Below are 13025 nucleotides of genomic sequence, written 5' to 3'. Positions count from 1 at the left end.
GGCTGAAAGGGATCGCGGAGGACGAGGCCCCGCCTCAGCCCTTTTTTTCGGTGCCGGGCGGGGAAATCTCGGGTTCGTCCGGGATCGCCATGCCGATCGTATGATAGCCGCTGTCGATGAAATGCACGCCGCCGGTGACACCGGCCGAAAGGTCCGAGAGCAGATAGAGCCCGGAATTTCCGACCTCGTCATGGGTGACGTTACGGCGCAGCGGCGAGGACTTGCCCTGCCAGTTGTAGGTGAAGCGCGCGCCCGAGATGGCGGAGCCCGCGAGCGTGCGCATCGGCCCGGCCGAGAGCGCGTTGACGCGAATCCCCTTCTCGCCCAGATCGACGGCGAGGTAGCGCACCGACGCCTCCAGCGCCGCCTTGGCGACGCCCATGACGTTATAGGAGGGCATGACGCGCGCCGCCCCTTCATAGGTTAGCGTCACCAGACTGCCGCCCGCCGTCATCATGGGTTCCGCGTAGCGCGCGACGGCAGTGAAGCTGTAGCAGGAGATGTCGAGCGAATGACGGAAATTGTCCCGCGTCGTATCGACATAGCGGCCCTTCAACTGCGCCTTGTCGGAATAGGCGATGGCGTGGACCACGAAGTCGAGGCGATCCCAGACCTTCGCGACCTCGCCGAAGGCGGTCTCGATGCTGGCATCCTCCTCGACGCTGCAGGGCGTCACGAGGGGGGAGCCGACGCTATCGGCCAGCGGGCGCACCCGGCGCTCGAAGCCGCCGCCGGGCTGGAAGGTGAAGGCGAGTTCCGCCCCATGATCGGCGCAGGCCCGCGCGATCGCCCAGGCGATCGAATGATCGTTCGCGACCCCCATGATCAGGCCGCGCTTACCGGCCATCAGCGACGATTTTCCTGTCATGGCCCTCAATCCGCGTATTTCTTGAAGGCCAGCGTCGCGTTGGTTCCGCCGAAGCCGAAGCTGTTGGAGATGACGATGTTGAGGTCGACATCGTCGATCCGCTCGCGCGCGATCGGCAGCCCGTCCGCTTCCTCGTCGAGCTCGTCGATATTGATCGAGGGCGCGATGAAGCCGTTATTCATCATCAGCAGCGAATAGATCGCCTCCTGCGCGCCCGTCGCGCCCAGCGAATGGCCCGTCATCGACTTGGTCGAGCTGATATGGGGCACATTGTCGCCGAACACCTCGCGGATCGCCTGAAGCTCCCGCGTGTCGCCCACCGGCGTGGAGGTACCGTGGGCATTGATATAGCCGACCGGCTCGTTAAGGCCGCCGATCGCCAGCTTCATGCAACGCACCGCGCCCTCGCCCGAGGGCTGGACCATGTCGAACCCGTCGGAATTGGCGCCGTAGCCGACAAGTTCGCCATAGATCTTGGCGCCGCGCGCCTTGGCGTGCTCCAACTCCTCCAGCACCACGACGCCCGCGCCACCGGCGATGACGAAACCATCGCGGCTCTTGTCGTAGGCGCGGCTCGCCTTCTCCGGCGTGTCGTTATAGCCGCTGGAGAGTGCCGGCATCGCGTCGAACAGGACGGTCAGGGTCCAGTCCAACTCCTCCCCGCCGCCGGCGAAGACGATATCCTGCTTGCCCCACTGGATCAGTTCGGCGCCGTTGCCGATGCAATGCGCGCTGGTCGAGCAGGCGGAGCTGATCGAATAGTTCACGCCCCGGATATGATAGGGCGTCGCCAGCGTCGCGGAATTGGTCGAGGACATGGTGCGCGGCACCATGAAGGGGCCGACCCGCTTCGGCGATTTCTCCCGCGCGGTGTCGAAGGCCAGCAGCATGTTGCGGGTGGAAGGCCCGCCGGAGCCCATGATGAGGCCGGTGCGCTCATGGCTCACCTCGTCCTCCTCCAGCCCGGCATCGGCGATCGCCTGGTTCATGGCGATATAGTTATAGGCGGCGCCGTCGCCCATGAAGCGCAACAGCTTCTTATCCACGTGATCGGCCACATCCAGCTTGACCGCGCCGTGGACATGGCTGCGGAAGCCACGCTCCGCATAATCATCGCTGTGCGTGATTCCCGAGCGCCCGTCGCGCAGGGACTGCAGCACCTCGGCCTGATCATTCCCGATGCTGGAGACAATCCCCATACCGGTTACAACGACCCGTCGCATCGAACACCCCGTCGTAAGTTAACTTGGGCGGACGCCCGGCCTCCCGGCCGCCGTCCGGTCGCGGCCGCGCCGCTCAGCCGTTCTCCGCCGGCTTGAACAGCCCGACCTTCATGTCGTTCGCCTCGGCGGCGATCCGACCGTCGATCTTCATGATACCGTCCGCGACACCCATGATCAGCTTGCGCATGATCACGCGCTTCAAGGTGATCTCGTAGGTGACCTTCCGGGCGGTCGGCAGGACCTGATCCATCAGCTTCACCTCGCCGACACCGAGCGCCCGGCCCTTGCCCGGCGCGCCGAGCCAGCCCAGGAAGAAGCCGACCAACTGCCACATCGCATCCAGGCCGAGACAGCCGGGCATCACCGGATCGCCCTTGAAGTGGCAATTGAAGAACCAGAGGTCCGGCTTGATATCCAATTCGGCGATGATCTTGCCCTTGCCGTGCTCGCCGCCTTCCTTGGTGATCTCGACGATGCGATCCACCATCAGCATCGGCGGCAGCGGCAATTGCGCGTTGCCCGGGCCAAACAGCTTGCCCTCCGCGCATTCGATCAGTTCGTCGTAGGAAAACTGTTCCTGCGCCGCGGTCTCGTCCGCGATCGTCGCGTCCGCCTTGCTCGCGGCGCCGTCATGTTCGCCAGACAATGGCCGTCCCCTATATTCTCGCGGCATGGGCCATCCCGCGGACTCGCCCCGCGACACCGCTCCAAATACCGGCGGGTCCTTTCCCGGATCAATGATGCCGGCGCGACCCTCGTTCGATAACCCGCCCCTCGCGCGGCCGGGTTCGTTCGTCCGCCCCCTTCACGATCGAACGCTACCATTAACGTAGCATCTTGGGGAAAACAATGCGTTCCGGACCGAGCGCGTCAGGCGCCGCGCGTCCGGCTGAACCCCTCCGCCGCACGCGTCCTGAGCTCCGATATGGGCGTGCGCGGGCGGCTTGTCCATGGGGTCGAGATGGAGGGTGGAGATGGGGCGGGAATGAAGACGGTGAAGCGGCGGTGGCGCTTGCCCGTCCGGTGCGCCGCGGTCATTCTTCGGGGCGACGAGGATGGCGCGGTTCCGAGGCGGGGCCGCGTCGATCTGCAGGACCCACCGCCGACGAGAGGACCCGATGTCTAGCGAAACCCTTCATGCCCCGCGCGAGCGTCTGAGCAAGGAAACCTTGGCGATGCATCACGCCATCACCTCCCTGATGGAGGAGATGGAGGCGGTCGACTGGTACCGTCAGCGTGCCGACGACTGCGAGGACCCGGCGCTCAAGGACATCCTGCTGCACAATATGCGCGAGGAGATGGAGCACGCCTGCATGGTGATCGAGTGGTTACGACGCAATAACAAGGATTTCGCCGGGTTCCTCGACGAATTCGTCTATAAGGACGGCGACATCGCCCATCATCACGAGGATTGACCGTCCAGGGCAGGGCCGGGGGCGGGGCAAGGCGGGGCGGCACCCTACTCCAGCATGACGCGGCCCAGCACCTCCGGCGTGTCCGTACCGTCGAGGCGTAGGAGCCGCCCCTCGCCCGAGCGCACGAAATCGCCGGTGAGCGCGGTGACATTGACCTGATGGGTGACCAGCACGACCGGGGGGCCGTCCACCGGCCGTTCGGCCAGGAAGGCGCGCAAGGCCGTCATGCGCGCCGACCGCCGGTCGCGGTTGGGGCCGAAGAAGCTGTTCAGCGCCGGCAATTCCGTCACCGGTCCAAGCCCCAGGAGTTCCGCCGTCTCCAGACAGCGGCACCATTGGCTGGAGAAGACCGCCGCTCGCGTGATCCCGGCGGCGCGCAGGGCCTTGCCGATCGCGCGGGCCTGATCGCGCCCCGCCGCATCGAGCGTGCGCTGCGTCGTGCAGTCATCGAGCCGGAAGCCCGCCGGATCGCCCGTCCCCGGCGCCAGGGCATGCCGCAGCATCAGGACATGCCCGCCCGCGCGCAGACGCTCCAACGGACCGTCAAGTGATTGGTCCGCCCGCGCGGTACCCGGCACAAGAACGGCCAGCATCGCGATGACGGCGAGCAGTCGTGGCATGGTCCATCCCTCCGATCCGCAAACGGCGGCTTCACTTCACATCCGGCAATACGGGACCAGGGTCCGCTTGGATTTCCGCGCGGTGCCCGGGGTGTTGGCGCGTCCCGTCCGGGCCCCCACCTCCCAGGGGTCATCGATAGAGAAGGAGGCCCCCATGTCCGCTCCCGCATCCGACCGTGTCCTGCTGATCACCGGCGCGTCCAGCGGCATCGGCGCGGCGACCGCCCGCGCGGCCGTCGCGGATGGCTGGAAGGTGGCGCTGGCCGCGCGCTCGACCGACAAGCTCTCCGCGCTCGTCGACGAACTTGGCGCGGAACGCGCGATGGCGCTTGCCTGCGACGTGACGAACGAAGCGCAGGTTGCCCGCATGGTCCAGGCCGCCGCCGACTTCGGACCGCTTGCCGCCGTCTTCGCCAATGCCGGCCTAGGCTCGACCCGCGCGGGCGTGGAGGATGGCGACCTCGACAATTGGCGCACCATGCTGGACGTCAATATCTGGGGACTGTTGACGGTCGTGCATCATGCCCTGCCGCATCTGCGCGAAACCAGGGGCCATGTGATCCTGACCGGCTCCAACGCCGGGCGGCGACCGATCAAGGGATCGATCTACGGCGCCACGAAATGGTTCGTGAACGGCTTCTCCCAGAACCTGTCGGCGGAGATGACCGAATGGGGCGGGCGCTGCACCCTGCTGACGCCGGGGATGGTCGATACCCCCTTCTTCGAAAGCCCCAAGCCCGACGCATTGCGCGCCGAGGACGTGGCCCGCGCGGTGGCGTTCGCGCTCGCCCAGCCCTCCCATGTCAATATGGACGAGATGCGCGTGACCCCGGTCTGAGCGGCCGCTCGGCACCGGCCCGCCGAACGCGAAAGGGGCGAAGCCGGATGACCGGCCCCGCCCCTTTCCGACCCTTATCGGGGTGGAAGCGCTCCCGCTCAGGCCGCCTTCAGGCTGCCCTCGCGCACCAACTTGTCGGTGACGCTATCGACCGCGCGCTTGGTGCGGGCGACGATTTCGTCGATATCGCCCTCGCGCACGATCAACGGCGGGGCGAAGCCCAGGATATCGCCATGCGGCATGGCGCGGCTGATCAGCCCTTCCGCGACACAGGCCGCCGCCATCTGCGCGCCGACCTTCAGCGAGGCGTCGAAGCGCGTCTTGCGCGCCGGATCGGCGACGAACTCGACCGCCGCCAGCAGCCCCTCGCCGCGCACCTCGCCGACGATCGGATGATCGCCGAAGGCATCCTTCAACGCCTTCTGAAAATAGGCGCCGGTGGATTTGGCGTTACCGACCAGATTCTCGCGCTCGATGATCTCCAGATTGGCGAGCGCCGCCGCCGCCCCGCAGGGATGCGCGGAATAGGTCAGGCCGTGGGCGAAGGGGCCATACTTGTCGGAGCCGTCCTCCAGCACCTTCCAGACCCGATCGCCGACGATCGAGCCGGAGAGCGGCTGATAGGCCGAGGTCAGGCCCTTGGCAACGGTCATCAGGTCCGGCTTCATGCCGTAATGGATGGCGCCGAATTCACTGCCGAGCCGCCCGAAGCCGCACACCACCTCGTCCGAGATGAGCAGCACGTCATGCCGGTCGAGCACCTCCTGAATGGCTTCCCAATAACCTTCCGGCGGGGGAATGATGCCGCCGGTGCCGAGCACGGGCTCGCCGATAAAGGCGCCGACGGTCTCCGGCCCCTCCGCCTCGATCAGGCTGTTCAAATCCTCGGCGCACTTCTTCGAGAAGTCGCGCTCGCTCATCCCCTCCTCGGCCTGCCAGTAGTGATGCGGCGCCGTGGTGTGCAGCACCTGCGGCACCGGCAGGTTGAAGGCGGTGTGGAAGACCTCCAGCCCCGTCAGACTGCCGGAGAAGACCGTGCCGCCGTGATAGCCGCGCCGCCGGGCGATGAACTTCGTCTTGTTCGGCTTGCCGCGGACGTTGTTGTAGTACCAGACGATCTTGGCGTTGGTCTCGTTCGCGTCGGAACCGCCGAGACCGTAGAAGATCTTCGACATACCCGGCGGGGTCTTGCGCAGGATCTTGTCGGAGAGGCGGATCGTCGGCTCGTTCGAATGACCGGCATAGGCATGGTAATAGGCGAGTTGCTTCGCCTGGGCATAGATCGCCTCCGCGATCTCGCCCCGGCCATAGCCGACATTGACGCAATAGAGACCGGCGAACCCGTCGATCAACTCATTGCCCTTGGTATCGCGGATGCGGATACCCTCGCCGCCTTCCACGATACGCGGGCCACCCAGCTCGCCCGAAGCGAATTGCTTGAGCTGCGTGAACGGGTGCAGGACCGACTGCCGGTCCATCTCCTCCAGCGACAGATTATGTGCCGCGTCCGCCATTGCCTGGATACTCCTCTCACATCCTTAGTCTCCGCCGACCGGCCAACCCGGTCGGCGACCCCATCAGTCGGCGACACCGCCGAAGCAGACGTATTTGATCTCGCTATATTCGTCGAGGCCGTGACGGGAGCCCTCCCGGCCCAGGCCCGATTCCTTGACGCCCCCGAAGGGGATCGGCGGGCCGGTCATCTTCGGCGTGTTGACGGCGACCATGCCGTAATCCAGCGCCTCCGAGACCCGATGCGCGCGATTCAGCCCCTCGGTATAGCAATAGGCCGCGAGGCCGTAATCCGTGTCGTTCGCCAGGCGAACGGCCTCCGCCTCCGTGTCGAAGGCCATGACGGGCGCGACGGGGCCGAAGGTCTCTTCCTTCCAGATCGCCATGTCGGTCGTCAGATCGGCGATCACGGTCGGCTGGAAGAACAGGGCACCGGCCTCGTGCCGGCCGCCGCCGGTCAGGATGCGCCCGCCCTTGGCCTTGGCATCCTGCACATGGGCGACGCACTTCTCCACCGCCGAGGCGTTCATCAGGGGGCCGAGCTCCACCCCGTCCTCGAAGCCGGAGCCGACCTTCATCGACCCGATGGCGTCGGCGAAGCGCTTGCAGAATTCCTCATAAAGCCCCTGCTGCACCAGGATGCGGTTGACCGCCAGGCAATCCTGGCCGGTCGTCGCCATCTTGGCCTTGACCGCGCCGTCGACCGCGCGGTCAAGATCGGCGTCGTCGAAAACCAGGAAGGGCGCGTGCCCGCCAAGCTCCATCGACACCTTCTTGACCGTGCCGGCGGCCTGCTCCGTCAGCAACTTGCCGACGCGCGTGGAGCCGGTGAAGCTGATCGCGCGCACCGCCTTGGCGTCCATCAGCGCCGCGCCGATCGGCTCCGGATCGCCGGTGACGATCTGGAACACGCCCTTGGGCACGCCCGCCTCCTCGGCCAGCTTGGCCAGCACGGTGGCGCTGAAGGGCGTCTCGTCGGCCGGGCGCACGATCATCGGACAGCCGGCGGCCAGCGCGGCGGCCGCCTTGCGGGTAATCATCGCGCTGGGGAAATTCCAGGGAGTGATCGCCGCCGTCACGCCGATCGGCTGGCGCGTCACCTGCAGGCGGGAGCCCTGGAGGTGGCTCGGGATCATCTCGCCATATTGGCGCTTCCCCTCCTCCGCGAACCAATGAAGGAAGCTGCGGGCATAGTCGATCTCGCCCTTCGCCTCGTCGAGCGGCTTGCCCTGCTCCAGCACCATGATGGCGGCAAGGTCGTCCTTGTGGCGCCCCATCAGGTCGCCCCAGCGGTTCAGGATATCGCCGCGCGCCCAGGCGGTCATGGTCCGCCACCCCTCGAAGGCGCGTTCGGCCGCCTCGATCGCGCGCGCGGTCTCGGCCGCGCCCATGTTGGGGATGCTGCCCAGCGGCTTGTCGGTCGCCGCGTCGATCACCGTGCGCCGGCGGCCATCATCGGCCTCCGCCCAGGTGCCGTCGATATAGGCGTCCTGCACGAAGAGGGCCGGGTCGGAAATCCGTTTCAGGACATCCTCGGCCAGCGTGCGGCCGGCTGCGCCGGTGGCTTTGCGATCGCCGCTCATGGGGATCCTCCTTCGTCGGTTCGACTGAATCCTTACTCCCTTGGCACAAGGGGATGCCGAGGGAGGTTTCAAGGGGCGCGCCCGAAAGGGGCACCTGGGCGATGCGGCCCCGGATCATGCGGCGGACAGTGCCAGAAAGCCGACCGAATTGCTTGTCGAAGTCGGGCCGCCCAACCGCAGATTCCACGGCGCGCGGCATCCGGCGCGGAAAAATCCACGCCGCCCCCCGGCAGCGCGCGCGGAGCGCGCCGGACCCGGACGATTTCAGGCGGTTTTAGACGTTGGACGGCTGTCGGGGCGAGCCCGCGAGGCGGGCCCGGTCGAGCGGGCGGAGTCCGTTCGCCGCGATGATGTTGCGGACGAGGGCGACATATTTCATGCCCTTCTCGGAATAGGACTCGAGCCCGCCGGCGAGCGTCAGGCCATTGAGCCCGGCCCCCTGCTCGCGCAGCGCCGCGCGCATCACGCGCAGCTTGCGGTAGGCACGGTGCGTATTGAGATTCTTGATATAGGCGGCGACCGCCTCCAGCGGCGTCTCGAAGGCGCGGATCTTATGCGTCTTCCCGGTCTGCCGGTCCTTCGGCACGATGCCGTCAACCTCGTCGCCCCAGACCCATTGACCGAACAGGGCATTGCCCTCCCGCGCGAAACGGGACGTGCCCCAGCCGCTTTCGATCGCGGCCTGGGCCAGCGCCAGGGAGGGCGGTACCACATCGACGCGCCGCAGCAGGAGGTCGATATCCTCGTCGTCCTCCAGCTTGTAGGTGGCATACATCTCGTCGAGCCAGACCCGCTGCGAGGGCGCCAGCGTCTCGCCGCGCGCCAATTTGGCGGCGAGTTCCTTCAGCCGTTCGCGCTGCTCCAACAGACGTTCGTTCACCATCAGCACCAGCGGCAGGACCATCTGAAGGAAGACCTGCTTCTTGCGGTCGACCTCCTGCACCTCCCGCAGATCGCTTGGAATACTGAGCGGCACGATGCGCGGCACTTCCGCGTTCGATGCCTTGACCGTCTGAAGGGAGTAGTTGTGCCGTTCGAACCGGCTCTCCAACTGATCGACCGTGGCGCTCGGCACATGAGCGAGCTGCGTGCGCCCGGCCGCCGTGGCCGCGGCCGCGTCGGACAGTTCCGCCGCCGCGGCCGCGCGGGGTCCGAATTCCGCCGCTTCCAGGGTTCGCTGGTCGATCACCGGCATGTCGCGCAGGCTGGCCGTTATAGCACCGCTGCCATCCCCGGGCTGAAGCGCCCAAAGGCCGGCGGCCACCACGCCCGCGCCCAACATGGCACCGGCGAGCCACTTCTCGCGCACCACGGAGAACACACCGCTACGCGGTCGACCCTCCGGCGCCTCACCCTCCGCAATATCATCGCGGCTATCGTTCATCGTCTGTCCAGCGGAGCCGCGCCACGCCATCGGCATGGACGTTCCCCGCCCCCTCAATGATTCGCGTCCGTCCGATTCGCACCGGTCGAAACGGCCGAATTGCCGCCACCGGACGGGCCCGATCGCTGACGGCCATCCCAGGGATGGCACGATGCGGTGCGGCGATCGACCCCCCTTCTCGCCGGGGCGGTTCAACACGTCCTGGCGCCTCTTGCCGCGCCGGCCGCTACCAATCGATCACCGCCCGCCGCCGGATCAGGGCCACGGACGTCCCACGCCAGGGTTTTTAACAAACGGCTCCCGCCTCGGTCGTCCCATTGGGCTTCTCCCGGGACTAAGACGGTGTTCAACCCCGCCGATCCGCGATGTCGTTCCTCGCGGTTCCGGCGATTCGAACGCCGCCGGCGACCGGTTCGTCGCCGATGACAGCACACTCGACCCCTACTCGATGCGCCGTGCTCCCCATGCGCGTGTTCCCCATGCGATGGCGACGCGCCGGTACCGAGCGGCTCCGGATCGTCTTGTTTTCGCGATCCGTTGAGCCCCGGTCCGGCCCAAAAGCTACTGCCCCGACACCCTAGCCCGCGGCGCGGACCTCCGAGACCTCGGGGATGTAATGACGCAGCATGTTCTCGATGCCCATCTTCAGCGTCGCGGTCGAACTCGGGCAGCCGGCGCAGGCGCCGCGCATGGTAAGAAAGACCACGCCCTTCTCGAATCCATGGAAAACGATGTCGCCGCCATCCTGCGCGACCGCCGGCCGCACGCGGGTATCGAGCAATTCCTTGATCTGACCGACGATGGCCTCGTCCTCGGCGTCGTACCGGGTCTCACCCCCCGGCTCCGCGCCGCTCTCGGCCGCGTTGTCGGACATGACGTCGCGCCCGGCCGTGAAATGCTGCATGATCGCGCCCAGGACGGCCGGCTTCAGCACGTACCATTCCTTCTCGTCGGCCTTGCTGACCGAGACGAAATCGGCACCCAGGAAGACGCCCGTGACACCGTCGACGTCGAACAACGCCTCCGCCAGCGGCGACCGGCCGGTCGCCTCATCGACGCCCTGAAAATCAACCGCCCCGCCATCGCCGAGGACGGCGCGTCCGGGCAGGAACTTCAGCGTGGCCGGATTCGGTGTCTGTTCGGTCTGTATGAACATCCTCGTCTCGCGTCCCTTGCTATCCCTCGGTGCCACCCGGCACCTCCCGAACGACCCTGTACCGGGCCTTGGTCGGGCATTTTCATCGGCGAGCCGGCGAGCCTGCAGCGGCCGGCACGGCGACATCGCGGCCGCTCGCCCGGCCCTGACCGTCCCGGCGTTCGCCGCGTCGCACGATGGTTAGATGGGCCAGAACCCACCGATGATCAAGTCCCGGCGCCTCATGTCAGTTGTTCCACGTCCTCCAAGGAGAGGCTGCCGGGGACGATGGTGACGGGAATCTCGATCCGCGTGCGCCCCTTGCTCAACAAGTGACTGACGAGCGGACCCGGCCCCTCGCCCTTCGCGCTGGAGCCGAGCACGACGATTGAGATACTTTCATCCTCCTCCAGAAGATTCATCAGCTCCTCCGCCCGGTCGCCCTCGCGCACATGCAGGATCGGCACCGCCCCGGAGAGCTTGTTGGCCCGCGCGGAAAGCGATTGCAGCCGAGCCTCCGCCTCCTCGCGGCGCTCCTGCTGCATCAACTCGCCGACGCCTAGCCAATGCTGGAACTCCGCCGGTTCCTGCACATAGAGCAGCGCCACCACGCCGCCCGTCTTCTTCGCGCGCAGACAGGCGAAATGGAGGGCGACCTCCATCTCCTCGCTCTCGTCCACGACCACCAGGAAGGTCCGCGGCGCGCGCTGCCCCGGGCCCCCCGAAGGGCCGTCCCGGGGGTCTTCCGAGGGGGCGCGGTCGGTCGTGGCACCACCGCTATCGCCGTCGAGCATCATGGCTTCGCCCTGCACTCCCGATTTCATGGGCCGCGCGAAAGGCCCCCGCACGAGGCCCCCGCGACCGAAAGAAAGTGTAGCAGCGCACGGACCCGGCGCAATCGCCGTGCGCCAAACCCAGGATTCCCGGGCGATTGTGCGGCGCAACGAGGCGCGGCGGTTCAGCCGTGATCCGCCAGCACCCGCCCCGCCAGATAGAGCGATCCGCAGATCAAAAGCCTTGCCGGCCCTGGCTCCCGGGCGGCGAGACGGGCGGTCGCATCGGCCAGCGACTCGGCGGTGGAAACCGCGCCATGCCCGGTCGCGCGCGCCATCGCCGCCAGATCCTCGGCGCTCAGGCTGTTCGGCTCGCCCGGAATGGCGATGGTGGTGATCGAGGCGGCATGCGGGACGAGCGGGGCCAGGAACGCGGCCGCCGCCTTGCTGTTCAGCATCCCGCACAGCAGGTGAAGCGGGCGCGGACCCTCCCCCGCCGCCACGTCCGCCGTCCGCCAATCGGCGGCCTGGACCGCGAGCGCGGCGCCGGCCGAGGGATTGTGACCGCCGTCCAGCCTGACCTCCCAACCCGGCAGCGCGTCCACCGCCGGTCCGGTCGTCAGGCGCTGCAGGCGCGCCCACCAGCGCGCGCCCGTGACCCCGGCGGCCAGATGCGCGTCCGCGATGGGAAAACCCTGGTCGCGCAGCGCGAGCGCGACGGCCACCGCGCTTCCCGCATTGTCGATCTGATGCCGGCCGGGCAGGCCCGGGGGTGGCAGGTCGCCGCGCCACGCCGCCGAGGTGAAGCGGAACCCGCCATCGGCCAGCGGCGCCGCCGACCATTCCATCCCCCAGCGGGCGAGCGGCGCGCCGACCCGCTCCGCCGCCGCGTCGATCACGGCCAGTGCCTCCGGCATCTGCGGCCCGACGATGGAGGGGGCGCCCGCCTTCTGGATCGCGGCCTTCTCGCCCGCGATGGCGGTCAGCGTCGCGCCCAGGAATTGCTCGTGATCCATGCTGACGGGGGTGATGGCGGTCGCCGCCGGGGCATCGATCACATTGGTGGAATCGAGCCGCCCGCCCAGCCCGACCTCCAGCAGCAGCAGATCGGCCGGTGTCTCGCTGAACGCCTTGAGCGCGGCGCATGTCGTGATCTCGAAGAAGGTGATGGGCCGCCCCTCGTTCGCGACCTCGCAACGCTCCAGCAGTTCGGTCAGCGCTTCCTCCCCGATGACCTCTCCGGCGAGGCGGATGCGCTCCGCGAAGCGAACGAGATGGGGAGAGGTATAGACGTGCACCTTGAGGCCCGCCGCCTCCGCGATCGCGCGCAGCACCGCGATCAGCGAGCCCTTGCCGTTGGTGCCGGCCACATGGACGACGGGCGGCAGGTGGTCCTGCGGCCGGCCCAGCCGTTCCAGCAGATCCAGCGTGCGGTCGAGCGACAGGTCGATCAGCTTCGGGTGCAGCCCCATCAGCCGATCCAGCACCCGGTCGCTTTGTCTTTCAGCCATGCGGCGGCCCCTTCGTCGATGCCTCTCCGCCGCTTAGCCAAGCGCGGACCCCACCGCAAGCGATTAAGCACACGACTAAGCACGACGAAAAACGCCCCCGAACGGCGATCCGTCCGGGGGCGTTTCCCTGGCCTCGCGGCCGATCCCTCAAGCGGAGGGCGCG

The 13025-nt window shown here is 67.6% G+C and carries 12 protein-coding genes; 2 read left to right on the top strand and 10 right to left on the bottom strand.

Annotated elements, in window-relative coordinates:
* Positions 1–34: 34 nt before the first annotated feature.
* From KAJ83_RS17015 to fabA, 3 genes are all read right to left on the bottom strand, one after another.
* A complete protein-coding gene (locus KAJ83_RS17015) occupies positions 35–868 on the bottom strand; it encodes an enoyl-ACP reductase FabI (protein WP_210683308.1) in 834 nt (277 codons plus the stop codon).
* A gap of 5 nt (positions 869–873) precedes the next feature.
* Entirely contained in the window at positions 874–2091 is a 1218-nt protein-coding gene (gene fabB, locus KAJ83_RS17010) for a beta-ketoacyl-ACP synthase I (RefSeq protein ID WP_210683307.1), read from the bottom strand.
* A 73-nt stretch (positions 2092–2164) separates the two neighbouring features.
* The gene (gene fabA / locus KAJ83_RS17005; RefSeq protein ID WP_246484770.1) at positions 2165–2737 is read right to left on the bottom strand and encodes a bifunctional 3-hydroxydecanoyl-ACP dehydratase/trans-2-decenoyl-ACP isomerase; all 573 of its coding nucleotides are present in this window, start codon (positions 2735–2737) and stop codon (positions 2165–2167) included.
* A 472-nt stretch (positions 2738–3209) separates the two neighbouring features.
* Between fabA and KAJ83_RS17000 the strand changes: the two genes are divergently transcribed.
* Positions 3210–3506: a ferritin family protein gene (locus KAJ83_RS17000; protein ID WP_210683305.1), complete on the top strand. Its 297-nt coding sequence runs from the start codon at positions 3210–3212 to the stop codon at positions 3504–3506.
* A gap of 44 nt (positions 3507–3550) precedes the next feature.
* On the opposite strand, the gene KAJ83_RS16995 is transcribed toward KAJ83_RS17000, so the two are convergent.
* Positions 3551–4126: a histidine phosphatase family protein gene (locus KAJ83_RS16995; protein ID WP_246484769.1), complete on the bottom strand. Its 576-nt coding sequence runs from the start codon at positions 4124–4126 to the stop codon at positions 3551–3553.
* A 154-nt stretch (positions 4127–4280) separates the two neighbouring features.
* Here KAJ83_RS16995 and KAJ83_RS16990 point away from each other — a divergent pair, with 154 nt between their 5' ends.
* The gene (locus tag KAJ83_RS16990; RefSeq protein WP_210683304.1) at positions 4281–4964 is read left to right on the top strand and encodes an SDR family oxidoreductase; all 684 of its coding nucleotides are present in this window, start codon (positions 4281–4283) and stop codon (positions 4962–4964) included.
* 98 nt (positions 4965–5062) lie between these two features.
* Here KAJ83_RS16990 and KAJ83_RS16985 read toward each other — a convergent pair whose 3' ends face one another.
* From KAJ83_RS16985 to KAJ83_RS16960, 6 genes are all read right to left on the bottom strand, one after another.
* Positions 5063–6478, bottom strand: coding sequence for an aminotransferase (locus tag KAJ83_RS16985; RefSeq protein ID WP_210683303.1), 1416 nt, complete (start codon positions 6476–6478; stop codon positions 5063–5065).
* A 63-nt stretch (positions 6479–6541) separates the two neighbouring features.
* Entirely contained in the window at positions 6542–8059 is a 1518-nt protein-coding gene (locus KAJ83_RS16980) for an NAD-dependent succinate-semialdehyde dehydrogenase (protein ID WP_210683302.1), read from the bottom strand.
* 274 nt (positions 8060–8333) lie between these two features.
* The gene (locus tag KAJ83_RS16975; RefSeq protein ID WP_210683301.1) at positions 8334–9443 is read right to left on the bottom strand and encodes a glucosaminidase domain-containing protein; all 1110 of its coding nucleotides are present in this window, start codon (positions 9441–9443) and stop codon (positions 8334–8336) included.
* A 577-nt stretch (positions 9444–10020) separates the two neighbouring features.
* Positions 10021–10599 (bottom strand): NifU family protein, encoded by a 579-nt coding sequence (locus KAJ83_RS16970; RefSeq protein WP_210683300.1) that lies wholly within the window; start codon positions 10597–10599, stop codon positions 10021–10023.
* Between the two features lie 221 nt (positions 10600–10820).
* On the bottom strand, positions 10821–11390 hold the full coding sequence (locus tag KAJ83_RS16965; protein WP_343222045.1) for a universal stress protein: 570 nt from the start codon (positions 11388–11390) through the stop codon (positions 10821–10823).
* Between the two features lie 146 nt (positions 11391–11536).
* Positions 11537–12862, bottom strand: a complete 1326-nt coding sequence (locus KAJ83_RS16960; protein WP_210683299.1) for a bifunctional folylpolyglutamate synthase/dihydrofolate synthase — start codon at positions 12860–12862, stop codon at positions 11537–11539.
* Between the last annotated feature and the right edge of the window lie 163 nt (positions 12863–13025).

Source organism: Marivibrio halodurans (assembly GCF_017963645.1).
Classification (GTDB): domain Bacteria; phylum Pseudomonadota; class Alphaproteobacteria; order UBA8366; family Aestuariispiraceae; genus Marivibrio; species Marivibrio halodurans.
Note: the sequence above shows the minus strand (reverse complement) of the source record. Positions and strands in the feature narration are given on the sequence as shown.

What these genes read in the sequence shown, in the direction of transcription:
- KAJ83_RS17015 (WP_210683308.1), bottom strand. Translation starts at nt 868, where the DNA reads ATGACAGGAAAATCGTCGCTGATGGCCGGTAAGCGCGGCCTGATCATG.
- fabB (WP_210683307.1), bottom strand. Translation starts at nt 2,091, where the DNA reads ATGCGACGGGTCGTTGTAACCGGTATGGGGATTGTCTCCAGCATCGGG.
- KAJ83_RS17000 (WP_210683305.1), top strand. Translation starts at nt 3,210, where the DNA reads ATGTCTAGCGAAACCCTTCATGCCCCGCGCGAGCGTCTGAGCAAGGAA.
- KAJ83_RS16995 (WP_246484769.1), bottom strand. Translation starts at nt 4,126, where the DNA reads ATGCCACGACTGCTCGCCGTCATCGCGATGCTGGCCGTTCTTGTGCCG.
- KAJ83_RS16990 (WP_210683304.1), top strand. Translation starts at nt 4,281, where the DNA reads ATGTCCGCTCCCGCATCCGACCGTGTCCTGCTGATCACCGGCGCGTCC.
- KAJ83_RS16985 (WP_210683303.1), bottom strand. Translation starts at nt 6,478, where the DNA reads ATGGCGGACGCGGCACATAATCTGTCGCTGGAGGAGATGGACCGGCAG.
- KAJ83_RS16980 (WP_210683302.1), bottom strand. Translation starts at nt 8,059, where the DNA reads ATGAGCGGCGATCGCAAAGCCACCGGCGCAGCCGGCCGCACGCTGGCC.
- KAJ83_RS16975 (WP_210683301.1), bottom strand. Translation starts at nt 9,443, where the DNA reads ATGAACGATAGCCGCGATGATATTGCGGAGGGTGAGGCGCCGGAGGGT.
- KAJ83_RS16970 (WP_210683300.1), bottom strand. Translation starts at nt 10,599, where the DNA reads ATGTTCATACAGACCGAACAGACACCGAATCCGGCCACGCTGAAGTTC.
- KAJ83_RS16960 (WP_210683299.1), bottom strand. Translation starts at nt 12,862, where the DNA reads ATGGCTGAAAGACAAAGCGACCGGGTGCTGGATCGGCTGATGGGGCTG.